Origin of the sequence: Paracoccus aestuarii, assembly GCF_028553885.1 — a bacterium.
GTDB classification, from domain to species: domain Bacteria; phylum Pseudomonadota; class Alphaproteobacteria; order Rhodobacterales; family Rhodobacteraceae; genus Paracoccus; species Paracoccus aestuarii.
The window spans coordinates 1,932,846-1,957,865 of sequence record NZ_CP067169.1; the positions used below are offsets into that span (position 1 = coordinate 1,932,846).

The 25,020-nt window shown below is 69.5% G+C and carries 27 protein-coding genes and 1 tRNA gene; 13 read left to right on the forward strand and 15 right to left on the reverse strand.

Features of this window, described 5'->3' with window-relative positions:
- Positions 1 to 9 precede the first annotated feature (9 nt).
- The 4 genes from trpC to lexA all read left to right on the forward strand — a co-directional run bounded on the left by trpC (position 10) and on the right by lexA (position 3,263).
- Positions 10 to 801: an indole-3-glycerol phosphate synthase TrpC gene (gene trpC / locus JHW48_RS09830; protein ID WP_119886717.1), complete on the forward strand. Its 792-nt coding sequence runs from the start codon at positions 10 to 12 to the stop codon at positions 799 to 801.
- On the forward strand, positions 798 to 1,271 hold the full coding sequence (gene moaC, locus JHW48_RS09835; protein ID WP_119886716.1) for a cyclic pyranopterin monophosphate synthase MoaC: 474 nt from the start codon (positions 798 to 800) through the stop codon (positions 1,269 to 1,271). Before trpC ends, moaC begins: the two co-directional genes overlap by 4 nt.
- Positions 1,268 to 2,452: a molybdopterin molybdotransferase MoeA gene (locus JHW48_RS09840; protein WP_119886715.1), complete on the forward strand. Its 1,185-nt coding sequence runs from the start codon at positions 1,268 to 1,270 to the stop codon at positions 2,450 to 2,452. The genes moaC and JHW48_RS09840 overlap by 4 nt, the downstream gene beginning before the upstream one ends.
- A 91-nt stretch (positions 2,453 to 2,543) precedes the next feature.
- Positions 2,544 to 3,263, forward strand: a complete 720-nt coding sequence (gene lexA, locus JHW48_RS09845; RefSeq protein WP_119886714.1) for a transcriptional repressor LexA — start codon at positions 2,544 to 2,546, stop codon at positions 3,261 to 3,263.
- Positions 3,264 to 3,269: 6 nt separating this feature from the next.
- Here the strand turns inward: lexA and hemC are convergent, their stop codons facing one another.
- Positions 3,270 to 4,208, reverse strand: a complete 939-nt coding sequence (gene hemC, locus JHW48_RS09850; RefSeq protein WP_119886713.1) for a hydroxymethylbilane synthase — start codon at positions 4,206 to 4,208, stop codon at positions 3,270 to 3,272.
- 73 nt (positions 4,209 to 4,281) lie between these two features.
- On the opposite strand from hemC, the gene hemE reads away from it, so the two are divergent.
- Positions 4,282 to 5,310: a uroporphyrinogen decarboxylase gene (hemE, locus tag JHW48_RS09855; protein ID WP_119886712.1), complete on the forward strand. Its 1,029-nt coding sequence runs from the start codon at positions 4,282 to 4,284 to the stop codon at positions 5,308 to 5,310.
- Here the strand turns inward: hemE and JHW48_RS09860 are convergent.
- The 6 genes from JHW48_RS09860 to JHW48_RS09885 all read right to left on the reverse strand — a co-directional run bounded on the left by JHW48_RS09860 (position 5,307) and on the right by JHW48_RS09885 (position 10,784).
- The gene (locus tag JHW48_RS09860; protein WP_119886711.1) at positions 5,307 to 6,284 is read right to left on the reverse strand and encodes an SPOR domain-containing protein; all 978 of its coding nucleotides are present in this window, start codon (positions 6,282 to 6,284) and stop codon (positions 5,307 to 5,309) included. The two genes, hemE and JHW48_RS09860, sit on opposite strands and share 4 nt — an antisense overlap.
- Before the next feature lie 70 nt (positions 6,285 to 6,354).
- Complete coding sequence (gene upp / locus JHW48_RS09865) at positions 6,355 to 6,984, reverse strand: uracil phosphoribosyltransferase (protein ID WP_205961931.1); 630 nt, start codon at positions 6,982 to 6,984, stop codon at positions 6,355 to 6,357.
- Positions 6,984 to 7,952, reverse strand: coding sequence for an adenosine deaminase (locus JHW48_RS09870; RefSeq protein ID WP_119886721.1), 969 nt, complete (start codon positions 7,950 to 7,952; stop codon positions 6,984 to 6,986). The genes upp and JHW48_RS09870 overlap by 1 nt, the downstream gene beginning before the upstream one ends.
- A complete protein-coding gene (locus JHW48_RS09875; protein WP_119886710.1) occupies positions 7,940 to 9,118 on the reverse strand; it encodes a phosphopentomutase in 1,179 nt (392 codons plus the stop codon). The genes JHW48_RS09870 and JHW48_RS09875 overlap by 13 nt, the downstream gene beginning before the upstream one ends.
- The gene (locus JHW48_RS09880) at positions 9,115 to 10,395 is read right to left on the reverse strand and encodes a thymidine phosphorylase (protein WP_119886709.1); all 1,281 of its coding nucleotides are present in this window, start codon (positions 10,393 to 10,395) and stop codon (positions 9,115 to 9,117) included. Before JHW48_RS09880 ends, JHW48_RS09875 begins: the two co-directional genes overlap by 4 nt.
- Complete coding sequence (locus JHW48_RS09885; RefSeq protein WP_119886708.1) at positions 10,392 to 10,784, reverse strand: cytidine deaminase; 393 nt, start codon at positions 10,782 to 10,784, stop codon at positions 10,392 to 10,394. The genes JHW48_RS09880 and JHW48_RS09885 overlap by 4 nt, the downstream gene beginning before the upstream one ends.
- A gap of 132 nt (positions 10,785 to 10,916) precedes the next feature.
- Between JHW48_RS09885 and JHW48_RS09890 the strand changes: the two genes are divergently transcribed.
- Entirely contained in the window at positions 10,917 to 13,196 is a 2,280-nt protein-coding gene (locus JHW48_RS09890) for an NADP-dependent malic enzyme (protein ID WP_119886707.1), read from the forward strand.
- 179 nt (positions 13,197 to 13,375) lie between these two features.
- Positions 13,376 to 15,271 (forward strand): propionyl-CoA synthetase, encoded by a 1,896-nt coding sequence (locus JHW48_RS09895; RefSeq protein ID WP_119886706.1) that lies wholly within the window; start codon positions 13,376 to 13,378, stop codon positions 15,269 to 15,271.
- Positions 15,272 to 15,337: 66 nt separating this feature from the next.
- Here the strand turns inward: JHW48_RS09895 and aroA are convergent, their stop codons facing one another.
- Entirely contained in the window at positions 15,338 to 16,669 is a 1,332-nt protein-coding gene (aroA, locus tag JHW48_RS09900) for a 3-phosphoshikimate 1-carboxyvinyltransferase (protein WP_119886705.1), read from the reverse strand.
- 119 nt (positions 16,670 to 16,788) lie between these two features.
- Between aroA and JHW48_RS09905 the strand changes: the two genes are divergently transcribed.
- Positions 16,789 to 17,445 (forward strand): DNA alkylation repair protein, encoded by a 657-nt coding sequence (locus JHW48_RS09905; RefSeq protein ID WP_119886704.1) that lies wholly within the window; start codon positions 16,789 to 16,791, stop codon positions 17,443 to 17,445.
- Here the strand turns inward: JHW48_RS09905 and JHW48_RS09910 are convergent.
- The gene (locus JHW48_RS09910) at positions 17,433 to 17,864 is read right to left on the reverse strand and encodes a hypothetical protein (protein ID WP_272835592.1); all 432 of its coding nucleotides are present in this window, start codon (positions 17,862 to 17,864) and stop codon (positions 17,433 to 17,435) included. The genes JHW48_RS09905 and JHW48_RS09910 overlap by 13 nt on opposite strands.
- A 199-nt stretch (positions 17,865 to 18,063) precedes the next feature.
- On the opposite strand from JHW48_RS09910, the gene moaA reads away from it, so the two are divergent.
- From moaA to grxD, 4 genes are all read left to right on the forward strand, one after another.
- Positions 18,064 to 19,050: a GTP 3',8-cyclase MoaA gene (moaA, locus tag JHW48_RS09915; RefSeq protein WP_119887703.1), complete on the forward strand. Its 987-nt coding sequence runs from the start codon at positions 18,064 to 18,066 to the stop codon at positions 19,048 to 19,050.
- 93 nt (positions 19,051 to 19,143) lie between these two features.
- Complete coding sequence (locus tag JHW48_RS09920) at positions 19,144 to 19,311, forward strand: hypothetical protein (protein WP_170152376.1); 168 nt, start codon at positions 19,144 to 19,146, stop codon at positions 19,309 to 19,311.
- Positions 19,312 to 19,458: 147 nt separating this feature from the next.
- Positions 19,459 to 19,701, forward strand: coding sequence for a BolA/IbaG family iron-sulfur metabolism protein (locus tag JHW48_RS09925; RefSeq protein WP_119887702.1), 243 nt, complete (start codon positions 19,459 to 19,461; stop codon positions 19,699 to 19,701).
- Positions 19,702 to 19,753: 52 nt separating this feature from the next.
- Complete coding sequence (gene grxD, locus JHW48_RS09930) at positions 19,754 to 20,116, forward strand: Grx4 family monothiol glutaredoxin (protein ID WP_119887701.1); 363 nt, start codon at positions 19,754 to 19,756, stop codon at positions 20,114 to 20,116.
- A 30-nt stretch (positions 20,117 to 20,146) separates the two neighbouring features.
- Here the strand turns inward: grxD and JHW48_RS09935 are convergent, their stop codons facing one another.
- The 5 genes from JHW48_RS09935 to tig form a co-directional block, all read right to left on the reverse strand.
- Positions 20,147 to 20,809 (reverse strand): phage holin family protein, encoded by a 663-nt coding sequence (locus JHW48_RS09935; RefSeq protein WP_119887700.1) that lies wholly within the window; start codon positions 20,807 to 20,809, stop codon positions 20,147 to 20,149.
- Positions 20,810 to 20,819: 10 nt separating this feature from the next.
- Complete coding sequence (locus JHW48_RS09940; protein ID WP_119887699.1) at positions 20,820 to 21,251, reverse strand: ElaB/YgaM/YqjD family protein; 432 nt, start codon at positions 21,249 to 21,251, stop codon at positions 20,820 to 20,822.
- A 157-nt stretch (positions 21,252 to 21,408) separates the two neighbouring features.
- Positions 21,409 to 21,492 (reverse strand) — tRNA-Leu (locus tag JHW48_RS09945).
- Between the two features lie 54 nt (positions 21,493 to 21,546).
- Positions 21,547 to 21,966, reverse strand: a complete 420-nt coding sequence (locus tag JHW48_RS09950; protein WP_119887698.1) for a DUF1489 family protein — start codon at positions 21,964 to 21,966, stop codon at positions 21,547 to 21,549.
- Between the two features lie 95 nt (positions 21,967 to 22,061).
- Complete coding sequence (tig, locus tag JHW48_RS09955) at positions 22,062 to 23,396, reverse strand: trigger factor (RefSeq protein ID WP_119887697.1); 1,335 nt, start codon at positions 23,394 to 23,396, stop codon at positions 22,062 to 22,064.
- 154 nt (positions 23,397 to 23,550) lie between these two features.
- Here tig and selD point away from each other — a divergent pair, with 154 nt between their 5' ends.
- On the forward strand, positions 23,551 to 24,618 hold the full coding sequence (selD, locus tag JHW48_RS09960; protein ID WP_205961992.1) for a selenide, water dikinase SelD: 1,068 nt from the start codon (positions 23,551 to 23,553) through the stop codon (positions 24,616 to 24,618).
- Here the strand turns inward: selD and JHW48_RS09965 are convergent.
- Entirely contained in the window at positions 24,615 to 24,821 is a 207-nt protein-coding gene (locus JHW48_RS09965) for a hypothetical protein (RefSeq protein ID WP_272835853.1), read from the reverse strand. The genes selD and JHW48_RS09965 overlap by 4 nt on opposite strands.
- Positions 24,822 to 25,020: the final 199 nt, after the last annotated feature.

Sequence of the window (25,020 nt, forward strand, 5' to 3'; positions counted from 1 at the left end):
CAAGGGCGCATGGATATTCTGGACAAGATCAAGGCCTACAAGCTGGACGAGATCGCCTTGGCAAAGGCGACCCGTCCGCTGGCCGATATCGAGGCCGAGGCCCGCGCGGCCGACGCCCCCCGCGGTTTCGCGCGCGCGCTGGACCGGGCCGCCGCCACCGGCCCCGCCCTGATCGCCGAGATCAAGAAGGCCAGCCCCTCCAAGGGCTTGATCCGCCCCGATTTCGACCCGCCCGCCCTGGCCCGCGCCTATCAGGCCGGCGGCGCGGCCTGCCTGTCGGTGCTGACCGACGGGCCCAGCTTTCAGGGCGCGCCCGGCTTTCTGACCCAGGCCCGCGCGGCCTGCGACCTGCCGGCGCTGCGCAAGGATTTCCTCTACGACACCTATCAGGTGGCCGAGGCGCGCGCATGGGGCGGGGACTGCATCCTGATCATCATGGCATCGGTCGATGACGCGCTGGCCCGCGACCTGGAGGATGCGGCGATCCATTGGGGCATGGACGTGCTGATCGAGGTGCATGACGCGGCCGAACTGGACCGCGCGCTGGCGCTGAAATCGCCGTTGATCGGGATCAACAACCGCAACCTGAAGACCTTCGAGGTGACGCTGGACGTCACGCGCCAGCTGGCCCCGCGCATCCCCGCCGACCGTCAGGTGGTCTGCGAAAGCGGCCTCTTCACCCCCGCCGACCTGGCCGCGATGATGGGCACGGGCGCGCGGCGTTTCCTGATCGGCGAAAGCCTGATGCGGCAGGCCGACGTGACCGCCGCCACCCGCGACATCCTGGCCGTCCCCGCATGAGCCTGACGCATTTCGACAGCGCGGGACAGGCGCATATGGTCGATGTCTCGGGCAAGACCGAGACGATGCGCGAGGCCGTGGCCACCGGCATCGTGCGCATGACCCCCGAGACCCTGGCCCTGGCCCAGGGCGGCGCGGCCAAGGGCGATGTGCTGGGCGTGGCGCGGCTGGCGGGCATCATGGGCGCCAAGCGGACGGCCGATCTGATCCCGCTCTGCCATCCGCTGCCGCTGGCCAAGGTGGCGCTCGACCTGGTGGCCGATCCCGCTCTGCCTGGCATCCGCGTGACGGCCACCGTGCGCACAACAGGCCGCACCGGGGTCGAGATGGAGGCCCTGACCGCCGTCACCACCGCCTGCCTGACCGTCTATGACATGCTGAAGGCCGCGCAGAAATCCATGGAGATCAGCGATATCCGCCTGCTCTCCAAGACGGGCGGCAAGTCCGGTCCCTATGAGGCCGCGCCGTGATCGCCGTCGACGACGCGCTGTCCCTGGTCCTGGCGCTGGCCGGGCCGCCGCGCCCCGAGACGCTGCCCTTGGCAGAGGCCGCGGGTCGCGTCCTGCTGCAGCCGGTGCGCGCGCGGCTGACGCAGCCGCCCTTCGACGCCTCGGCCATGGACGGCTATGCGATGCGCACCGCGGATCTGCCGGGGCCGCTGCGGGTCATCGGCACCAGCGCCGCCGGGCATCCTTGGGACGGGTCCGCCTCGCCGGGCACGGCGATCCGCATCTTCACCGGCGCGCCGGTGCCCGCAGGATACGACCATGTCGAGCTGCAGGAGAATGTGGACTTGGCCGAGGGTTCCATCACCGTCCGCGACCGCTCGAACGGGTCGAACATCCGCGCGCAAGGCAATGATTTTGCTGAGGGAGACGAGATCGCGGGCGGTCAGGTCCTGACCCCCGCCCTGATCGGTCTGCTGGCCGCGATGAACATTGCCGAGGTCACCGTCGCCCGCGCCCCCCGCGTCGCGATCCTGGCGGGCGGAGACGAGCTGGTGCCGCCGGGCGCCGATCCGCGGCCGGGTCAGATCATCAGCTCCAACGATCTGGCCATTGCGGCGCTTGCGCGGGCCTGCGGCGCCGAGGTGACGGTCCTGCCCTTGGCCCGTGATGACGAGGCCGAATTGCAGGACCGATTCAAGGCCGCGCGGGGCTGCGATCTGCTGGTGACGATCGGTGGGGCCTCGGTCGGCGATCACGACCTGATCGGAAAGGTCGCCGCGGAACAGGGGATCGAACAAAGCTTCTACAAGGTCCGCATGCGGCCGGGAAAACCGCTGATGGCCGGGCGCATGGCCGATCTGGCAATGCTCGGCCTTCCGGGAAATCCAGTGTCGGCAATGGTTTGTGGGCTGATCTTCATGCAGCCTCTGATCCGCGCGATGCAGGGGCTGGCCCCCGGTGAGGCCTTGGCCAAGGCCCGATTAGCCGAGGATATTGGCCCTGAGGGCCCGCGCCAGCATTACCTGCGCGCGCGGGTCCATCCCGGGCCGGACCTGCCGCTGATCACGCCCTTTGCCGATCAGGATTCCGCGCGCCTGTCGCTGATGGCGCAGGCCGGGGGGCTGTTGGTGCGTCCCGCGGGCGACCCTGCGCGCCGCGCGGGCGAGCTCGTTGACTACCTTCCGCTGCCCGGGGGCAATTAACTGTTTTTTCACGCCTTCCTGCTGAACTGATTGACGTGATTCGGGCGTTGCGCTAGAACAATCACGGAACAGAAAGACGGGGGCATGACCGATGCTGACAAAAAAGCAGATCCAACTGCTGGAATTCATCCAGAAGCGTTTGGCGCGTGATGGCGTGCCGCCCTCCTTCGATGAGATGAAGGACGCGCTGGATCTGCGGTCCAAATCCGGCATCCACAGGCTGGTGACGGCGCTGGAGGAGCGGGGCTTCATCCGCCGCCTGCCCCATCGCGCCCGCGCCCTGGAGGTTCTGCGCCTGCCCGATGCCCTGTCCCACCTGACCGAGGCCCCCGCGACCGAGGAGGCCCGCCCGGCCTTCACCCCGCGCGTGATCTCGAACACCCGCCCCGCGCGGCCGCGCGGTGCCATGACGGTGGTCGACAGCCCCGCGGTGCAATTGCCGTTGATGGGGCGCATCGCCGCAGGCGTCCCGATCGAGGCGATCTCGGAGGTGTCGCACCACGTCGCCGTCCCCGGCACGATGCTGGCGGGACGCGAACACCACTATGCGCTGGAGGTGACCGGCGATTCGATGATCGATGCGGGCATCAATGACGGCGATGTGGTCGTGATCCGCGAACAGGATACGGCCGAGAACGGCGATATCGTCGTGGCCTTGGTCGATGATCAGGAGGCGACGCTGAAGCGCTACCGCCGCAAGGGCTCGATGATCGCGCTGGAGGCCGCCAACCCCGCTTATGAGACTCGCCTGCTGCCGGATGAGCGTGTGCGGATCCAAGGCCGGCTGGTCGGCCTGATCCGCAGCTACTGATCCGGGTCAGCCCTTGAGGAAATCCGGTCCGGCGCGGGACAGCAGCTCCTGCGCCAGATCCGCCCCGAGCGCCGCGCCATCCGCAATGCCGCCCTCGCGGGTGCCTGCATAGACGCGGGCGCCGTCGGGGCTGAGGATCTCGCCCCGCAGGGTCAGGCGGTCGCCCCGCAGTTCCGCCAGACCCGCGATCGGTGTCTGACAGGACCCGTCGAGGCGGGCAAGGAAGGACCGCTCGGCCGCCAGACGCTCGCCCGTAGGTCGGTCATGGATCGCGGCCAGCAGGGCGGCGATCCCGTCATCGGCTCTGCGGCGCTCGATCCCGATGGCGCCTTGGGCGACGGCAGGCAGCATCTCGTCGGGCTGGATCGGGCCACGCGCGACGCCGATCATGTCCAGCCGCGACAGGCCCGCCATGGCCAGGAAGGAGGCCACCGCGACCCCGTCCTCCAGCTTTTTCAACCGGGTCTGGACGTTGCCGCGGAACTCGACCAGTTGCAGGTCGGGCCGGCGATGGGCCAGCTGCGCCCGCCGCCGCAGGCTGGAGCTGCCGACGACCGCACCCTGCGGCAGGTCGGCGATCGAGGCGAATTGCAGGCTGACGAAGGCGTCGCGCACATCCTCGCGCGGCAGGTAGCAGTCGATGACCATCCCTTCCGGCTGCTGGACGGGCATGTCCTTCATCGAATGGACGGCGATGTCGATCTGGTCCGCGGCCAGAGCGTCCTCGATCTCCTTGGTGAACAGGCCCTTGCCCCCGATCGCGCTGAGCGGGCGGTCCAGGACCCTGTCGCCCGTCGTCTTGATCGGCACGATCGCGAAGGCCTCGGCCGGCAGGCCATGCGCCGCCATCAGCCGGTCGCGCGTCTCATGCGCCTGCGCCAGGGCCAGGGCGGAGCCGCGCGTTCCGATGCGCAGCGGTCGGGAGGGGTCGGGCATCTGTGTCATGCCCCCGCCATACCGGCCGGGGCGCGGCTTGACAACGCCTGTCGCCTCGCCTTGAAGGGGTGCAGGAGGCCCCATGACCAAACTTCTGCTGCGTGCCTTGGCCGGCGAGACCCTGCCCACCCCGCCGATCTGGATGATGCGCCAGGCCGGGCGGTACCTGCCCGAATACCGCGCCACGCGGGCGCAGGCGGGCGATTTCCTGTCGCTCTGCTACAACCCGGAGCTGGCCGCCGAGGTCACGCTGCAGCCGATCCGGCGGTTCGATTTCGATGCGGCGATCCTGTTCGCGGACATCCTGCTGGTGCCGCAGGCGCTCGGCGCGGATCTGTGGTTCGTCACCGGCGAGGGCCCGCGCCTGTCCACGATCACCTCGGCCGCGGATCTGGCGCGGCTGAAGCCCGCGGACCAGATCGACGACCGGCTGTCGCCCATCTATCAGACGGTGGGCATTCTGTCGCGCGAACTGCCGAGCCAGACGACGCTGATCGGCTTTGCGGGCGCACCCTGGACGGTCGCGACCTACATGGTCGCGGGCCGCGGCACCAAGGATCAGGGCCCCGCGCATCGCTTCATGGCCGAGGATCGCGCCGCCTTCTCAACCTTGATCGACCTGATCACCGATGCGACGATCCATTACCTGTCGCGCCAGATCGAGGCCGGGGCCGAGGTCGTCAAGCTGTTCGACAGCTGGGCCGGCAGCCTGAAGGGCGCCGATTTCGACGATTTCGCCATTACCCCCGCCAAGCGGATCATCGCGGCGCTGAAGGCGCGCCATCCGCAGACACCGATCATCGCCTTTCCGCGCGAGGCGGGGGACCGTTATGTCGGTTTTGCCGAGGCCACGGGGGCGGATTGCGTCGCGCTGGACAATTCCGTTTCGGTGGAATGGGCGACGCGCAACGTCCAGGTCTCGGGCTGCGTGCAGGGCAACCTGGACCCGCGGCACATGGTCACGGGCGGCCCCGAGCTGGTGGCCGAGGCGCAGCGCATCACCCGCACCCTGCGCGGCGGTCCGCATATCTTCAACCTGGGCCACGGGATCACCCCGGATGCCGACCCGGACAATGTCGCCCGGATGATCGAGGCGGTGCGCAGCGCCTAGCGCGCCACCGCCCCCGGCCAGCCGTTCCGTCGCAGGTCGTTCAGCGCCGAGATCAGCGCCTGCCGGTCCGCGAAGGGACCGGCCATGATCACCCGCAGCGTCCCCGCATCCGATGTGCTGCGCGTCTGGCCCGTGGGATAGCCCCGCGCCGCCAAGGCGCGCAGAACGATGCGGGCGTTATCCTCGTCCGAATAGGCGCCGACCTGGACGTAGCGGGCCGAGGGGGGGATCATCTCCTCGGTGCTGCGGGCGGGTGCGGGGGGTGCGACCGTCGCGACCGGGCCCGCCGCGCGCGGTGCGGCCGCCGCAGGACGTGTGGCCGCCGGGCGCGTGACGGCAGGACGTGCCGCGGCGGGCGCAGCGGCCGCAGGCTGCGCGGCCCGCGTCGCAGGCGCCACCTGGACGACGGGCGTCACGCCCGCCAGCCCCGGCTCGGACACCATCCCGGCGCAGAGCCCCGATGACGAGGCCTGCCCCGATCCGTCGGGGCGATAGCCCAAGCGGGCGCAGGTTTCGGGCGACAGGGTCAGGCCGGCGGCCTCGCGGATGGCGGGTGCGGCCTGCATCGCATCGGTGATCGCCGTCTGGACGGGATCGGGCAGGCGCGAGGGCTGCGGTTCGGACCGCGTCTCGGCCGGGCGGGGGTCGCCTGTCCATTCGCCGGGGCGCAGGTCGCGCGACAGATGTTCCATCAGCAGCGTCGCGGGATCGGGCGCGGGCCCGGGGGTCAGCGGCAGCACCCGGTCCGCCGCCGCATCCCTGCGCCGCGCGTCCAGGCTGGGCGGGAACCCGCAGACCGCCTGACCCTGCCCGTCCAGCCGCTGGACCCATCCCGTGCCCTGCCGCCCGAAGACGCAGCCATTGCCGTCGATATATTGCGCGCCCGCGAATCCGTCGGGCGGCGGCGGCACCGGCTGTGCCAAGGCCGACCCGCCCATCATCCAGACCGCCAAGATCCGCCACGCAGCCTTCATCCGTCACATCCGTCCCTGATACCTGCCCCATCAGATAGCGCAGAGGAATGAAGTGCCGGTTAACGCGCGCCTATTTCGTGCCGAACATCCGGTCGCCCGCATCGCCCAGGCCCGGCACGATATAGCCGTGATCGTCCAGCCGTTCATCCAGCGCGGCGGTGAAGATCGGCACATCGGGATGGGCCTCGCGCATGCGGTCCACCCCCTCGGGCGCGGCCAGCAGGCACAGGAACCGCATATTCACCGCGCCGCGTTCCTTCAGCATGTCGATGGCCGCGACCGAGGAATTGCCCGTGGCCAGCATCGGATCGACGACGATGGTCATGCGCGCATCCAGTTCGCGCGGGACCTTGTAGTAATATTCCACGGGCTTCAGCGTCTCGGGGTCGCGATAGAGGCCCACGAAACCAACCCGCGCACCGGGAATCAGCTCCAGGATGCCGTCCATCAGCCCGTTGCCGGCCCGCAGGATCGAGATCAGGGCCAGCTTCTTGCCCTCCAGCGTGGGGGCGTCCATCTCGCACATCGGCGTCTGGATGCGCATGGTGGTCAGCTCCAGCTCGCGCGTGACCTCATAGGCCAGAAGCAAGCTGATCTCGCGCAGCAGGCGGCGGAACCCGGCGGTGGACACGTCCTTCTGGCGCAGGATCGAAAGCTTGTGCTGGACCAGCGGGTGATCGACGACGGTCAGATGTTGCATCAGGCGAATTCCTTTCTCAGCCGATCGCGGGTCGGCGCATCGCAGAAGGCCGCATCGATGGCCCATTGGTTGATCTGTCTGAATTCCGTATCGCCCCAGCCAAAGGTGGTGGCAAGCCGGTCGTATTCATCCCGCATCGTGGTGTGGAAGAAGGGCGGATCGTCGGTGGACACGGTCACCCGCACCCCCGCATCGGCCAGCCGCGCGATGGGATGGGCGCCCCAGGACGGCACCACCCCAAGCGCGATGTTCGACCCAGGACAGACCTCCAGCGTGATGCCGCGCTCGACCAGGTCGCGGATCAGGCCCGGGTCCTCGACGGCGCGCACGCCATGGCCGATGCGGGTGCAGCCCAGGGCCAGCGCGTCGCGGATGCTGTCCGGCCCGCCCCATTCGCCCGCATGGCAGGTCAGGCCCAGCCCCGCCTCGGCCGCGCAGTCGAAGCTCCAGGCATAGTCGGTGGCGCGGCCCACCTGTTCGGCCCCGCCCATGCCGAAGCCGGAGATCCAGCCGCCCGCCGTTTCCGCCGCGCAGCGGGCGGTCCGGCGCGCCCGATCCGCGCCGAAATGGCGGATGGCGGTGACGATGCCGCGGCTGTCGATGCCTTGGGGGCGGGCGGCCTCCGCCACCTCGGTCATCGCGGCCAGATGGTCCTGCCAGGCGGACAGATCCGCGCCCCCGCAGAATTCGGGCGAGACGAACAGCTCGGCATAGACCACGCCTTCCTCGGCGCAGCGTTCCAGGACCTCGGCCAGCAGGCGGGCATAGTCGCGCGGGCCCTGGATCACCGCCGTCGCCGCCTCGTAGCAGCGCAGGAAGCCCGCGAAGCCGTCATAGGCATAGCCGCCCCGCGCATCGAAGACGCCCGACAGGTCGGCGCGTTTCTCGGCACCCAGGCTGCGGATGAAATCGGGGGGCGCCGCGCCCTCCAGATGCAGGTGCAGTTCGATCTTCTTCACAGGAAGGATGCTCCGTGATCGGGGGCGGGCAGGCCCAGATGCGCCATGACCGAGGCGCCGATATCGGCAAAGGCCACCTGCCCCACCGCGCGCGGCCCCAGGCCCCAGCCCAGCACGGGCACGCGTTCGCGGGTATGGTCTGTGCCGGTCCAGGACGGGTCGTTGCCGTGATCGGCGGTGAAGATCGCCAGGTCCCCGGGCCGCAGCCGCTCCAGCAGCCGCCCCGCGACGGTGTCGAACCATTCCAGATGCCCGGCATAGCCCTCGACATCGCGGCGATGGCCGAAGCGGCTGTCGAATTCGACGAAATTGGCAAAGGTCAGGCTGCCCGGCTCGGCGCGCTCGGCCAGACCGATCAGCGCCTCGGCCAAGGCGGCATCGTCCTGGCCCTTGTGCAGGCGGGTGATGCCGCGATGGCTGAAGATGTCGCCGATCTTGCCCACGCCATGCGTGATCCGGCCCGCGCCCTGGGCGATGTCCAGGATGGTGCGCCCGGGCGGCGCGATGGCGAAGTCGCGGCGGTTGGCGGTCCGGGCGAATGCGCCCTCGGGGCCGGTGAAGGGGCGCGCGATGACCCGGCCCACGCGCATCCCGTGCAGCATCGGCGCCATGTCGCGGCAAAGCGCGATCAGCCGGTCCAGGCCAAAGGCATCCTCATGCGCGGCGATCTGCAGCACGCTGTCGGCCGAGGTGTAGCAGATGGGCCAGCCGGTCCGCAGATGCTCGGCCCCGAAATCCGCGATGACCTGCGTCCCCGAGGCATGGATGTTGGCCAAAGTCCCCCCGGTCCCCGCCAGATCGCGGATGCGGGCCAGCACCTCGGGCGGCAGCGCGGGGTTGGCATCGGGGAAATAGGTCCAGTCCCACGGGACCGGCAGGCCCGCGATCTCCCAATGGCCGGAGGGGGTGTCCTTGCCGCGCGACAGTTCGGTCGCGGCCCCCCAGAGGCCCCGCGGCGCGGCGCCCAGCCCGCGCGGCGTCAGCCCGGAGGCCAGATGCAGCGCCGCCCCCAGCCCCAGCCCGTCCAGCACAGGCATGGACAAGGGCCGCGCGGCGTCGATATGGCCCAAGGTGTTAGCGCCGGTATCGGGGCGGCCATCGTTGAAATAGGCATCCGCATCGGGCGCGCCGCCAATGCCCACGCTGTCCATCACGATCAGGAAGGCGCGGCTCATGGCGCGATCCGGTCGCGGATCAGGGGCCCCGGGGCGGCATCGCCCAAGGCATAGGCGGCCTGGACGGCGGCGACGGCCACCTGGGCCGCGGTGTCGTCGGCGGCATGGACCATGGCCAGCGGCGCATCGGGCCCGACCGCATCGCCCAGCTTGGCCAGGCGGTCCAGCCCCACCCGCGGGTCGATCGCCTCGGAGGCGCGCACCCGCCCGCCGCCAAGCGCCAGCACCGCATGGCCGAGCGCGGTGACGTCGATGCGCCCCACCCGACCTTGGGGCGCGGGGACGGGAACGGTGACCGGGGCGCGGGCCAGATGCGCCTCGGGCCGGTCGATCAGGTCGCGCGGCCCGCCCTGGGCCGCGACCATACGGCCGAAGATCTCGGCGGGCTGGCCGCCATCCAGAGCCGCCTCCAACCCCTCGGGGGATTGTCCGACCAAGGCCAGCGCCTCGGCGGCCAAGGCCAGGGTCAGGTCCCGCAGGGCCCCCGGCGCACCGCGCAGGGTGGCGATCGCCTCGGCCACCTCCAGCGCGTTGCCGGCGCTGCGGGCCAGGGGCTGATCCATGTCGGTGATCAGCGCCGTGGTGCGGCAGCCCGCGCCGTTCGCCGTCTCGACCAGCGCCTGCGCCAAGCGTCCGGCGCTGTCGGGCTTCTTCAGGATCGCGCCGGAGCCTGCCTTCACGTCCAGAACCAGCGCGTCCAGCCCCGCGGCCAGCTTCTTGGACAGGATCGAGGCGGTGATCAGGTCGATGGATTCCACCGTCCCCGATTCGTCGCGGATGCCGTAGAGCCTGCGATCCGCCGGCGCCACATCCCCCGTGGCCGAGACGATCGCGCAGCCCACCTGACGCACGATGCGGCGGAACTCCTCCTCGGGCAGGTCGCAGCGATAGCCGGGGATCGCCTCCAGCTTGTCCAGCGTGCCGCCGGTATGGCCCAGCCCGCGCCCGGAGATCATCGGCACGAAGCAGCCCCGCGCCGCCAGCAGCGGCGCCAGGACCAGCGATACCGTGTCGCCGATGCCGCCGGTCGAATGCTTGTCCACGACCGGGCCGGACAGGTCCCATTGCAGCACATGGCCCGAATCGCGCATCGCCCGGGTCAGCGCCACGCGCCCCGCGGGGCCGGTGCCGCGCGTCAGCACCGCCATCGCGAAGGCCCCCGCCTGCGCATCGCTGACCGACCCGTCCGCCAGCCCCTGCGCGATCAGCGCGGCGCCCGGGCCGTCCAGGCCGCGCCCGTCGCGGATCGCGGCGATCACCGGTCGCGGATCGGTCATGTGCGCGCCATGTGGCCCGCGTCGAAGCGCCCGGGCAGCAGCTCGCCGATGGTGGTCCGCGTCTCGGCCCCGTCGGTGGTGGCCAGCAGGACCGGAACGTCACCCGCGCCGAATTCCGCCAGCTTCTGGCGGCAGCCGCCGCAGGGGGGCACCGGGGTCGGGCTGTCGGCGATGACGGCGACCTCGATCAGCTGCGTCTCGCCCGCCGCGACCATGGCGGCGATGGCGCCGGCCTCGGCGCAGGTGCCTTCGGGATAGGCCACGTTCTCGACGTTGCAGCCGCGATAGACCGCGCCCGAGGCCCCGCGGATCGCCGCGCCGACCTTGAATTTCGAATAGGGCACCCAGGCCCGTTCGCGCACTTCGCGTGCCGCTTCCAGCAATGACATGGTGAATCCCCGCTCTGTCTCGACGGGTAATCTGCGCCCGTCGCGCGCCCGGTGCAAGCGCCCGCGATCCCGTCTGTTCCCCGACGTCAATATGGTTTAACGGTAAACCAATTTCGAAACGTGGGGGCAGAGATGGACGACCGCAGGCAGGACAGCGCACGCCAGGCAGCACTGGATTATCACGAATTTCCCCGCCCCGGTAAGCTGGAGATCCGCGCCACCAAGCCCATGGCGAACGGCCGCGACCTGGCCCGCGCCTATTCCCCCGGCGTGGCCGAGGCCTGCCTGGAGATCAAGGCCGACCCCTCGACCGCCGCGCGCTATACCACCAAGGGCAACCTGGTGGCCGTCATCAGTAACGGCACGGCCGTGCTGGGCCTGGGCAATATCGGCGCGCTGGCCTCCAAGCCGGTGATGGAGGGCAAGGCGGTCCTGTTCAAGAAATTCGCCAATATCGACTGTTTCGACATCGAGGTGAACGAGCCCGACCCCGAAAAGCTGGCCGATATCGTCTGCGCGCTGGAGCCGACCTTCGGCGCGGTGAACCTGGAGGATATCAAGGCCCCCGACTGCTTCATCGTCGAACGCATCTGCCGCGAGCGCATGAACATCCCGGTCTTTCACGACGACCAGCACGGCACCGCCATTGTGGTGGGCGCGGCCGCGACCAACGCGCTGCGCATCGCGGGCAAGCGGTTCGAGGATATCCGGATCGTCTCGACGGGGGGCGGGGCGGCGGGCATCGCCTGCCTGGACATGCTGCTGAAGCTGGGCGTCAAGCGCGAGAACGTCTGGCTGTGTGACATCCACGGCCTGGTCCATGAGGGCCGCGAGATCGACATGAACCCGCAGAAGGCCGCCTATGCCCAGGCCTCCGACAAACGGACCCTGGCCGAGGTCATCGACGGCGCCGACCTGTTCCTGGGCCTGTCCGGCCCCGGCGTCCTGACGCCCGAGATGGTCGCCCGCATGGCGTCGCGCCCGATCATCTTCGCGCTGGCGAACCCGAACCCCGAGATCGATCCGGAGGCGGCCCGCGCCGTCGCCCCCGACGCGATCATCGCCACCGGCCGCAGCGATTTCCCGAACCAGGTCAACAATGTCCTGTGCTTCCCCTTCATCTTCCGCGGCGCGCTGGATGTGGGCGCGACCACCATCAACGACGAGATGAAGATCGCCTGCATCGAGGGCATCGCGGCCCTGGCCCGCGCCACCACCGCCGCCGAGGCCGCCGCCGCCTATCGCGGCGAGACGCTGACCTTCGGCGCCGACTACCTGATCCCCAAGCCCTTCGATCCGCGGCTGATGGGCGTCGTCTCCAGCGCGGTCGCCCGTGCCGCGATGGAGACGGGTGTGGCGACCCGCCCCCTGGACGACATGGCCGCCTATAAGCAGAAGCTGGACGGGTCGGTCTTCCGCTCGGCGCTGATCATGCGCCCGGTCTTCGAGGCCGCCGCCACCACCGAACGCCGCATCGTCTTTGCCGAGGGCGAGGATGAGCGCGTCCTGCGCGCCGCCAACGCCATGCTGGAAGAGACGACCGACGTCCCCATCCTGATCGGCCGCCCCGAGGTCATCGCCATGCGCGCCGAACGCGCGGGCCTGCCCATCCGCCCCGAGCGCGACTTCGAGATCGTGAACCCCGAGAACGACCCCCGATACCGCGATTACTGGGAGACGTATCACGGCCTGATGGCCCGCCGCGGCGTCAGCCCCGACATCGCCCGCGCGATCATGCGCACCAACACCACCGCCATCGGCGCCGTGATGGTCCATCGCGACGAGGCCGACAGCCTGATCTGCGGCACCTTCGGGCAATACAGTTGGCATCTGCAATATGTCCGCCAGGTCTTGGCCCGCGACGGGCTGCATCCGGTGGGCGCGCTGTCGATGATCATCCTGGAGGACGGGCCGCTGTTCATCGCTGACACGCAATGCCACAACGACCCCACACCCCAGCAGGTGATGGAAACGGTCGTCGGCGCCGCCCGCCATGTGCGCCGCTTTGGCCTGACGCCCAAGATCGCGCTGTGCAGCCATTCCCAGTTCGGCAACACCGACAGCTATTCGGGGCGCAAGATGCGCGACGCGCTGGCGATGCTGGACGCGCGCGAGCCGGACTTCATGTATGACGGAGAGATGCATGTCGATGCCGCCCTGGACCCCGACCTGCGCGAGCGGATCTTCCCCGGATCGCGGCTGCAAGGGGTGGCCAACGTCCTGGTCTTTGCCGGCACCGATGCGGCATCGGGCGTCCGGAACGCGCTGAAGATGCGCGCCCAGGGCCTGGAGGTCGGGCCGATCCTGATGGGCATGGGCAACCGCGCGCATATCGTGACGCCCTCGATCACCACGCGGGGCCTGCTGAACATGTCGGTGCTGGCCGGCACGCCGGTCAATCACTACGGCTGATTCGGCCGGGATTTTGCAAATACTGCGGTGCGGCAAAGGGCGATTTTGCGGCGCCGTGGGCTTTGCAAACCTGCGTCCCATAATTCTGCTAATCCGCCCCGGCATCGCGCGCTAACAAGGTTGCGCGAACCCCCTTCCGCTGCGTAACAATCCCCCAGCTTCTTTGGGAGGGGGGTTCCATGTCCTATCAACAGCTTTATGCCCGGTGGCGCGACGACCCGGAGGCCTTCTGGACCCAGGCCGCCCGGGCCATCGATTGGGACCGCCCCGCCAGCCGCGCCTATTTCGATCAGGGACCCGCCGGGGAATGGTTCGCCGACGGCATGGTGAATGCCTGCTGGAACGCCATCGACCGCCATGTGGCGGCGGGCCATGGCGACCGGCTGGCGGTGATCCATGACAGCCCGATGACGGACAGCGTCACGCGCCTGACCTATGGCGAATTGCAGGACCGTGTGGCGCGTCTTGCCGGGGTCATGGCGGCGCGCGGCATCGCCAAGGGCGACCGGGTCATCATCTACATGCCGATGATCCCCGAGGCGCTGGAGGCGATGCTGGCCTGCGCGCGGATCGGCGCGATCCATTCCGTGGTCTTCGGCGGTTTTGCGGCGCATGAGCTGGCGGTGCGCATCGACGATGCCCGCCCCCGCGCCATCCTGGCCGCCAGCTGCGGGCTGGAGCCGGGGCGCACCGTCGCCTACAAGCCGTTGATGGACCGCGCCATCGACGAGGCGGCGCACAAGCCCGACTTCACCATCGTCCTGCAGCGCCCCGAATGCGCGGCGCAGATGACCGCCGGGCGCGACCTGGACTGGACCGAAGCGGTCGCCGCCGCCACCCCCGCCGATTGCGTCCCGGTCGAGGGCAACCATCCGGCCTATATCCTCTATACCTCGGGGACGACGGGCCAGCCCAAGGGCGTGGTGCGCCATACCGGCGGCCATCTGGTGGCCTTGGCCTGGAGCGTGCCGAATATCTATGGGATCGGGCCGGGAGACGTCTTCTGGGTCGCATCCGACGTGGGCTGGGTCGTGGGGCACAGCTATATCGTCTATGGTCCGCTGATCGCGGGGGCCACCACGGTGATCTTCGAGGGCAAGCCCGTGGGCACGCCCGATGCGGGCACCTTCTGGCGGGTGATCGCGGATCACAAGGTCAAGTCCTTCTTCACCGCCCCCACCGCCATCCGCGCCGTCAAGCGCGAGGATCCCGAGGGCAGCCTGGTCGCGCGCCACCACCTGTCATCGCTGCAGGCGCTGTTTTTGGCGGGCGAGCGTGCCGATCCCGACACCGTGGCCTGGGCCGAGGACCGGGTGAAGGTTCCCGTGATCGACCATTGGTGGCAGACCGAGACCGGCTGGCCCATCGCCGCTAACCCCTTCGGGGTCGAGATGATGGCCGTCAAGAAGGGCAGCCCGACCGTGCCCATGCCCGGCTATGACGTGCAGGTCCTGGACGAGGCCGGCCAACCCGTGGCCCCCGGCACGCTCGGCGCCATCGCCATCAAGCTGCCCCTGCCGCCGGGCACCCTGCCCACGCTGTGGCAGGCCGAGGACCGGTTCCGCCGCGCCTATCTGGACCATTTCCCGGGCTTCTACGAGACGGGCGATGCGGGCTATATCGACGAGGACGGCTATGTCTGGATCATGGCGCGCACGGATGACGTGATCAACGTGGCGGGCCACCGCCTGTCGACCGGGGCGATGGAGGAGGTCCTGTCCAGCCACCCGGCGGTCGCGGAATGCGCGGTGATCGGCGTGGCCGATCCGCTGAAGGGTCAGGCGCCCTTGGGCCTTCTGTGCCTGAAGAAGGGGGTCGAGACGGACCCCGCCCAGATCACCGCCGAGGTCGTGCGCATGGTCCGCGACCGCATCGGGCCGGTCGCGGCCTTCAAGACGGCCTGCGTGGTGGACCGGCTGCCCAAGACACGCTCGGGCAAGATCCTGCGCGCGACGATGGCGAAGATCGCCGATGGCGAGGCGGTCAAGGCGCCCGCGACCATCGACGATCCGGCGATCCTGGACGAGGTGCGGGCGGCGCTGGCCGGGGTCGGCTATCCGATGGGGTCGGTGTAGGGGGGCGCTGCCCCCCATCCCGTTCCGGGATTCCCCCCGGGGTATTTCGGCAACAGAGAAATGCCCTCAGGCCAGGGCGGCGCCGAGGCGGGTCATCAGCGGGACGAAATCCGGGAAGGACGTGGTGATCGGTTCGGCATCGTCGATGGTGACCGGTTCTTCGGTCGCCATGCCGAGGACCAGGAAGGACATGGCGATGCGGTGGTCCAGATGGGTGACGGCATGGCCGCCGCCCGGGACCCGCGCCATGCCGTGCACGGTCATGCTGTCGGGGGTTTCCTCGACCGTGACGCCGTTCGCCTCGAGGCCGCGGGCCATGGCGTCGATGCGGTCGCTTTCCTTGACGCGCAGTTCGGAAACGCCGTTCATGACCGTGCTGCCCTCGGCGAAGCTGGCGATGACCGACAGGATCGGGAATTCGTCGATCATGCTGGCGGCGCGGTCGGCGGGGACGGTCACGCCCTTGAGGGGGCCGTGACGGACCAGGAGGTCGGCCACCGGCTCGCCCCCCTCCTCGCGCGGGTTTTCGAAGGTGATGTCGGCGCCCATTTCCAGCAGCGTGACATAGAGGCCGTCGCGCGTCGGGTTGCGGCTGACGCCCGGCACGCGGATCTGCGATCCCGGCACGATCAGGGCGGCAGCGACGGGGAAGGCCGCGCTGGAGGGGTCGCGCGGCACCGCGACGGGCTGGGGGCGCAGTTCGGGGCGGCCCTTCAGGGTGATGCGGTGGCCATCGGGAGTGGTCTCGGTGCGGATCTGAGCGCCGAAGCCCGCCAGCATGCGTTCGGAATGATCGCGCGTGGGTTCGGATTCGATCACCACCGTGTCGCCCGGAGCGTTCAGCCCGGCCAGCAGGATCGCGGACTTGATCTGGGCGCTGGCCACTGGCGTGCGATAGGTCAGCGGCACGGGATCGGCGGCGCCTTCGATGGTGATGGGCAGGCGACCGCCTTCGCGTCCGGTGATGCGGGCGCCCAGTTGTTCCAGCGGGTCCGTCACCCGCGCCATGGGCCGGCGCGACAGGCTGGCATCGCCGGTGAAGGTCACCGCGATCGGCGTCGTGGCCACAGCCCCCATGATCAGCCGCACGCCGGTCCCGGAATTGCCGCAATCGATCACGTCATCGGGGGCCGAGAAGCCACCCACCCCGACCCCGTGCACCGACCATTCGCCCGGCCCGTGCTGGGTCACCTGGGCCCCGAGCGCGCGCATCGCGCGGGCCGTGTCCAGCACGTCCTGACCCTCCAGCAGGCCGGTGATCCGCGTCTCGCCCACGGCCATGGCGCCCAGGATCAGGGCGCGGTGGCTGATCGACTTGTCGCCGGGCACCAAGGCCTCGCCCGTCAGGGGGCCGTGGCGGCGGGCGGTCATCGGACGGGGGTCTGCGGAATGCGACATGGGCCTACCTCGTGGTTTTCCCGCGCCTTTTAGCCCGGCCGCACCCCGCCTGCCACCATGATCTTGAGAAGGCGGGCCCCAGGCCCTAGAACGGGGCCCTGATCACACGAGGATGCCCCATGCAGGAATTGGACCGGCTGCGCGCCATGGCCGACCCCGAACGCGCCGCCCGCGACGCCGCCCGTCACAAGACCGGGCGCGAGACCCTGGGCCTGGCCCCCGCCGATATCGAGACCTTGGCCCGCGAATGGCGTGAGCGTCACGACCTGGACGGGCGGGTCGCCTTGGCCCGGGCGCTGTGGGACAGCGACATCCACGACGCCCGCCTGCTGGCCGCGCGGCTGCTGGTCCAGGCGCGGATGCGGCCCGATGACGGGGCGTGGCAGGCGATCCTGGACTGGGCGCCCCAGATCGACGGGGTCGAGATCGGCGATGCCGTGATGTCGGCGGCCTCGCGGCGGCTGGTGGCCGATCCGGCGCGGATCGAGGCGTCCGAGGATTGGGCGGGCGACGGATCGCCCTGGCTGCGGCGCGGGGCGCTGATGGCGACCCTGCCTTGGGCCAAGATGAACAACCCCAAGCCCGCCGACCTGGCGATTCGCGACCGGGTGCTGGATTGGGCGGCCGAATTGGCCCATGACCGCCACGGCGCGGTGCGCCAGGCCGTGCAGACCTGGCTGCGCGATCTGGGCAGGCGCGATCCCGACCGGGTGGCGGCATGGCAGCCCGCCCCCCGTCCGGAACCCGAGCCCGAGCCCGACGATCAGAGCCTGTAGACCTCCAGCGTGGGCAGGTCGGTCAGCGGCACACCCAGCAATTGCAGCGCGGGCAGCGACACCTGGCTGCCCGTCCCGCCCGAGGTCAGGGGGATCAGCTCGACCTGGGCGGATTTCCCGGTGGCGGGGTTGACGATCCGGCCGGGCGCGCGGGTCTGGACCAGCGGCGTGCGGATCCAGAACCCGCCCTCGGACGGGTTGCCGAGCGATCCGATGGTCGTGCCGAGCCGCGTCTCGGCCGCGGCCGGGGCCTGGGCGGCGGCGGCGCGCTGTTCGGGGGTCGTCGTGTCCAGCTGGGCGGGCGTGGCGCGGGCCGCCGGGCGCGGCGCGGGGGCGCGCGTGACGGCGGTGGCGGCGGCGGTCTGGGCGGCGGTCGCGGGCGTGGCGGGGGCCGGGCGTTCGGTCGTGGTGCCCGCCATCTGCGTGCAGTAAGCCAGGGCCAGGCCGATTCCCAGGGTCGCGGCAAAGGGGGGACAGGCGCATCGAATTCTCCTTGGATCTGCTTTGGCCGCAGTTAGCCATGCCCATGCGCCCGCGTCCACCGCATGACGCGCCAATCCCCCGCTTGTGAGCGGCGCCCGCGCCCCTAGATTGAACCGATGACCATGCAGCCCCCTGATCGACCCCTTCGCCCGCCCCATCACCTATCTGCGGGTGTCGGTGACCGACCGCTGCGATTTCCGCTGCGTCTATTGCATGGCCGAACACATGCAGTTTCTGCCCAAGGCCGACCTGCTGACCCTGGAGGAGCTGGACCGCCTCTGCACCGCCTTCGTGGGCCTGGGCGTGCACAAGCTGCGCATCACCGGGGGCGAGCCGCTGGTCCGGCGCGGCATCATGGGTTTCCTGCGCCAGGTCTCGCGCCATCTGGGCGATGGCCTGGACGAGCTGACCCTGACCACCAATGGCAGCCAGCTGGCCCGCCACGCGGCCGAGCTGGCCGATATCGGCGTGCGGCGGGTCAATGTCTCGCTGGACACGCTGGATGCGGACCGTTTCGCCGCGATCACCCGGTGGGGCCGCCTGCCCCAGGTGCTGGAGGGGATCCGCGCCGCCAATGCCGCAGGCCTGCGCGTCAAGATTAACACCGTCGCGCTGAAGGGCGTGAACGATGCCGAACTGTTCGACCTGGTCCGCTGGTGCGGCGACGAGGGGCACGATCTGACCTTCATCGAGGTCATGCCCATGGGCGATCTGGGCGAGGAGGACCGGCTGGACCAGTATTGGCCGCTCTCCGACCTGCGCGCGCGCCTGGCCGAACGTTTCACCCTGATCGACCTGGCCGAACGCACTGGCGGTCCCGCCCGCTATGTCCGCCTGTCCGAGACGGGGCAGAAGATCGGCTTCATCACCCCCCTGACCCATAATTTCTGCGAAAGCTGCAACCGCGTCCGCGTCACCTGCACGGGCGAGCTGTTCATGTGCCTGGGCCAGGAGGACAATGCCGACCTGCGCGCCCCCCTGCGCGCCAGCCCCGACGACACGGTGCTGCGCCAGACGATCCGCGACGCGATCGCGCGCAAGCCCAAGGGCCATGATTTCGACTATTCGCGCCAAGGCATCGTCGGCCAGATGACCCGCCACATGAGCCATACGGGCGGCTGACCGACCGCCTTGCGGATTAGACGCTGACCGAACGGAACCCTTTCGTCCAGCACCGCGTCTGTCTTGTACATTCCATTGTCAAGGATCTCGGTCATGAAGCTTGTCTCCATCGGATTTATCGGCGCCCTCACCCTGCTGTCGGCCTGCGGCACCACGGTCGGGGAACGCGCGGCCACGGGCGGCCTGGGCGGTGCGGCGGTCGCGGGTCCCGCGGGCGCCATCGTCGGCGGCACGGTCGGCGCGGTCAGCGCGACGCAGTAATCCCCGGCACAAGCCGGATCGGGCCGCGTTCCTGGCAGGGGGCGCGGCCTTTTTCGTGGCATGGGCGGGGCGGCTTCGGGCCGCCCTAGGCTTGCGGGCCTGCGGTCCATCCCCTACATCTAGGCCATCAGGAACGAGGATGACCCAATGGCGATGGAAGCGCATGAAATCGAGGCCCTTTTGCGAGCCTCATTTCCCGATGCCCGGATCACGATCACCGATCTGGCAGGCGACGGAAACCACTATGCGGCCGAGGTCATCGACGAAAGCTTTCGCGGTCTGAACCGCGTCCAGCAGCAGCGCGCCGTCTATGCCGCGCTGCAGGGCCGGATGGACGGACCGGCCGGCGATCTGCATGCGCTGGCCCTGACGACCAAGGCCCCCGAATGACACCCCACGGCCCCCGCGTATCAGCGGGCGGCCCGATCAAAAGGACGACGTGATGACCGACGTGAACGCCCGTATCCAGGATCTCATCGACAGCAATGATGTGGTCCTGTTCATGAAGGGCACGCGCGACATGCCGCAATGCGGGTTCTCCAGCCGCGTGGCCGGGGTGCTGAACTACATGAACGTGCCCTATCAGGACGTGAACGTGCTGTCGGATGCCGATATCCGCCAAGGGATCAAGGATTTCTCGGATTGGCCGACGATTCCGCAGCTTTACGTCAAGGGCGAGTTCGTGGGCGGCTGCGACATCATCACCGAGATGACCCTGTCGGGCGAGCTGGATCAGCTGCTGTCGCAGAAGGGCGTGGCCTTCGACCAGGCGGCGGCGGACAAGATCCGCGAAGCCAACGCATAAGGAAAGGGGCGCCGCGGCGCCCCTTTTCAATCACAGATAATCGTCGGGATCGAAGTCGTCGTAATCGTCATCCCGGTTGCCTTGGATCGCGGTGGCGATCGTGACACCGACGGCAAAGGCCCCCAGCAGCTTGGCCATGCTGCCCGCGTTCGTATCCGCGGCCTGCTTGACCTGATGGGCGCCGCTGCGCATGGAATCCTCGGCCGATTTCAGGTCCGAGGGCGTCAGCCCCACCGCCTGAGCTGCGGAACGCACCGTGCCTATCACCGTCTGCTCGGCATCCGATGCCAGCTTGTTGGCGCGGAAGCTTGCCTGATCCATCAGCGAGGTCGCCTTGGTCTCGGCCATGCCCAGAACGCGGTCGGCTTCGGATTTCACGCGGTTGACGGTCGCATCGGCGGCCAGCGACACGCGGGCCTGAACCTCGCGCTTGACGTCGTCGCCGGTCGGCATCTCGTGGCGACGGCGCGAGGACACCGCAAACAGGATGACCGCGATCAGCAGCATCCCCCCCGCGATCGCCAGCGAAGCCAGCGTCGATCCCCATCCCAGCTCATGCGCCAGAAAGGACCACAACGACGCCAGCAGGAAGCCGGCGCCGATTGTCGCCACCAACCCGGCGGCGGCCTTCAGGGCCACCCGCCGGGCCGCATCGCCCACGGCCAGTTGAAAGCGTCGGGCGAAATCGAACATCAGTCCGACCTCAGCGACGCGAAATCAGCAGGCCGACCAGGAAGCCGATGCCGGCCGCGATGCCCAGAGCCTGGGCCGGGTTGCGGCGGACCATGTCCGAGACTTCGTCGTAGCGCTCTTCGGCATATTGCGCGACCTCATGGGCCTTCTGCTGACCGGCCTCATAGAGGCGCTCGGCCTCGTGGCGGGCCTTGTCGGCATATTCCTGACCGGTCTCGCGGGCGCGCTCGGCATAGTATTTGCCGGTCTCGACCGCGTCATCGGCCAGTGCGGCACCCTTGTCGGCCAGACGCTGTGCGCCCGAATTGTTCGACAGGTCACGCGCCGTGTCGCGCACTTCGTCGGCCACGCGGCGGGCGCCGTCGGCCACGTCACGCTTGGCCTCGTTGGCCGCATCGGCTGCGTCGCGCTTCAGTTCGTCGGCGGTGGGGTTCTGTGCCATGTCTCTGCCCTTTCGTATCGGTGTCTGTTCACCTTCGCGAGATAAACATCCGTCCGATCAGGTTCGTTCCACGACGATGGCAAAATTCTTGGCCATGGGCCAAAGGGCGACATCCGAAGAAATCGCGACATTCCGGGCGGTTGGTGGGACCGGACGCTGGTAGGGGTAGAGGGACTTGAACCCCCACGCCTTGCGGCGGAGCATTTTGAATGCCCTGCGTCTACCGTTCCGCCATACCCCCGGCGTCCGTGATCCTGCCCTAGATCAACACCGGCGCCGATGCAAGAGGCCGCGTTCAGCGCAGCCCCATCTCGGCCAAGGCGGCGGCGATGGCGGGGGGCAGCGGCTCCTCGGCGGCGCGGCCCTTGGGCAGGTCGGCGGGCGCGTCCTTGCCGTCCAGATAGCGCCAGCCCTGAAAGGGCCGCCGCGGCAGGGCGGCGACGCGGACCAGGTCGCGGTCCAGGATCAGCCCGCAGCGGGTGATGCCATCCGCGCCCTCGACCGGCTCCAGCGCCAGGATGCGCTGGCGGGCCAGCATCACGCCCTTGAACACCCAGAAGATCGAGCCGCCATCCAGCAGCTCGGCCTCGCGCTTGGGCCACATACGGGTGACATGGCGCGCGGGCCCGTCGCCAAAGCGGCGCTGCCACAGGGCCAGATCCTCGGGGCCTTCGGCACCGACGCAAAGCTTCATCAGGTTCAGGGATGCGGTCATGGCGATCACCTAAGCGCGGCGGCGCCCGGCATCAAGACGCCATGAAAAAGGCCGCATCCGAAGATGCGGCCCCTGTGGTCAGCGGATCCGGTGGATCACAGCTCGTCCAGCGCCTCGACGGCCTTTTCCAGCTCTTCCTTGGTCACGGTCTTTTCCTCGACCTTCGCCTTTTCGGCGATCAGGTCGACGACCTTGTCCTCGAAGATAGGCGCGCGCAGCTGCTGCTGGGCGGCCTGGTTCTGCTGGATGAACTCGAAGAACTGACGTTCCTGACCGGGATACTGGCGCGCGGCGCGCAGCACGGCCTGGGTCATCTCCTGGTCCGAGACGGTCACCTCGGCCTTCTGGCCGATCTCGGCCAGCAGCAGGCCAAGGCGCACGCGGCGCTCGGCCAGGGACTTGTGCTCGTCGGTCGGCTCGATGGCGTCATGGTTGTGGTCGGTGACCTCGGGGTTCTCCTCGTGCCACAGCTGATGCGCAATCTGCGCGGCCTCGGCCTCGACCAGCGAGGGCGGCAGGTCGAACTTGACCGCGGCATCCAGCTGATCCAGCAGCGAACGCTTCATCACCGCGCGCGCGGCGCCGGCATATTCGGCCTCCAGACGCTCGCCGATCTGCTTCTTCAGACCGTCCAGATCCTCGGCGCCGAACTTCTTGGCCAGCTCGTCGTCCAGCTCGGCCTCCTTGGGGGCCTTCACCGCCTTGATCTTGCATTCGAAGGTGGCGTCCTTGCCGGCCAGATGGGGCGCGCCATATTCCTCGGGGAACTTGACCTCGACCTTGACCTCCTCATCGGCCTTCACGCCGACCAGCTGATCCTCGAAGCCGGGGATGAAGCTGTTCGAGCCCAGGACCAGCGGATAATCCTCGGCCTCGCCGCCCTCGAAGGCCTCGCCATCGACGAAGCCCTTGAAGTCGATCACGACCTGATCGCCCGACTTGGACTTGGTGCCCTTCTTGCGGTCCTCGAAGGATTGCGCGGATTTCGCCAGGTTCTGCAGCGCCTCGGCGACGGCGGCCTCCTCGGCGGGGACGGTCAGCTTCTCCAGTGTCAGGGCCGACAGGTCGACCTCGGGGATGGAGGGCAGGGTCTCGTAGGTGACGTTGACGACGACGTCATCGCCTTCCTTCCAGCCTTCGCCATTCTCCATCTCGACCTTGGGCTGGGTCGCGGGGCGGTCGCCCGACTGTTCCAGATGGTCGCGCAGCGCGCCGTCGATCGCGTCCTGCATGGCCTCGCCCATGATGCGCGGGCCGAACTGCTTCTTCAGCATGGCCATGGGCACCTTGCCCTTGCGGAAGCCCTTCATCTCGACTTCCGGCTGCGCCTCTTTCAGCTTGGCATCGACGGCGGCGGCCAGGTCGGCCGCGGGCAGGGTGAACTGATACCCGCGCTTCAGACCGTCGTTCTGCGTTTCCTTGACCTGCATCTTACCCTCATAGACAGAAGGGCCACCCTATGGCGGCCTGAAAATTTGCGCCGTTCTAGTCGCCGCGCCGCTGGCCTGCAAGCAGATAGCGCCCGAGCCCGCTGGAACCGCCCCGCCGCTGCCGCTAACCTGTCCCCAACCACAGGAGATGACGATGACCCAATCCGACGCGCGCCAGACAGAACCGCGCCTGACATCGCTGGCCCATGGCGGGGGCTGCGGCTGCAAGATCGCGCCCGGCGTGCTGTCGGGCCTGTTGCGGGGCAGCGCCGCCCTGCCCGTCCCGCCCGAACTGCTGGTGGGGATCGAGACCGCGGACGATGCCGCCGTCTATCGCCTGAACGACCATCAGGCGCTGGTGGCGACGACGGATTTCTTCATGCCGGTGGTGGATGATCCCCATGATTTCGGGCGCATCGCCGCGACGAACGCGATCAGCGACGTCTATGCGATGGGGGCGACGCCCATCCTGGCGCTGGCCGTGGTCGGCATGCCGATCAACGCGCTGTCGCATGACACGATCGCCGCGATCCTGGATGGCGGCGCCTCGATCTGCCGCGAGGCGGGCATCCCCATCGCCGGCGGCCATACCATCGATTCGGTCGAACCGATCTATGGCCTGGTGGCGATCGGCCTGGTCGATCCGGCGCGGCTTAAGCGCAATGCCGATGCGCGGCCGGGCGATGTGCTGGTCCTGGGCAAGCCCCTGGGCGTGGGCGTCATGTCCGCCGCGCTGAAGAAGGGCCAGCTGGATGCCGAGGGCTATGCCCGGATGATTGCGGTCACCACCAAGCTGAACCGCCCCGGCCCCGATCTGGCCGCGATCGAGGGCGTGCATGCCATGACCGATGTCACGGGCTTTGGCTTGGGCGGTCACGGGCTGGAGATGGCGCGCGGATCGGGCTGCGACCTGCGGATCGACTGGTCCGCGGTGCCGCGCCTGCCCGGCATCGACGCGCTGATCGCGGCGGGGCATGTGACCGGCGCATCGGGGCGCAACTGGGCCAGCTATGGCGAGGGCGTGACCCTGCCCGACGGGTTTTCGGATGCAGACCGCGCGCTGCTCAGCGATCCCCAGACCAGCGGCGGCCTGCTGGTCGCCTGCGCGCCCGAGGCCTTGGATGAGGTGCGCGCGGCCTTCGCCCGCCACGGCTTTGCCGAGGCCGCCGTCATCGGCCAGGTCGACCCGGCCAGCGACGCCCCGCGCCTGATCGTCACCTAGAAGCGCAGGCCGAAGCTGATCTCGGCGCGGTCCGTTCCGATCCCCAGGCTGGCCGCGCCAAAGCCGATGCCGATCATCGCCCCGCTGGCCGCCTGGCGCGGCGTGTGCTGGCCGGAGGCGACGCGGCCATAGGCCGTGGCCCCGGCCGCCCCATAGGCCGCGGCCCCCAGGCCCGGCCGGTCGCGCCAGCATTTCCCCGCCAGATCCGCCGCCCCGAACCCCGCCGCCGCCGCATGGCCCGGGGAATCCCCGCCCCTCGCCGGACGGACGGGCCCCCAAGGCGGTGCCGTCGAACAGCGTCTTCAGCCCCAGCACGACCGCCGCCTGCAGCGCGCCGCGGATGGCGTAATCCTCCAGCCGGTCCTGATCGGCGGCGCAGACCCCCGCCGCCAAGGGCAGGCC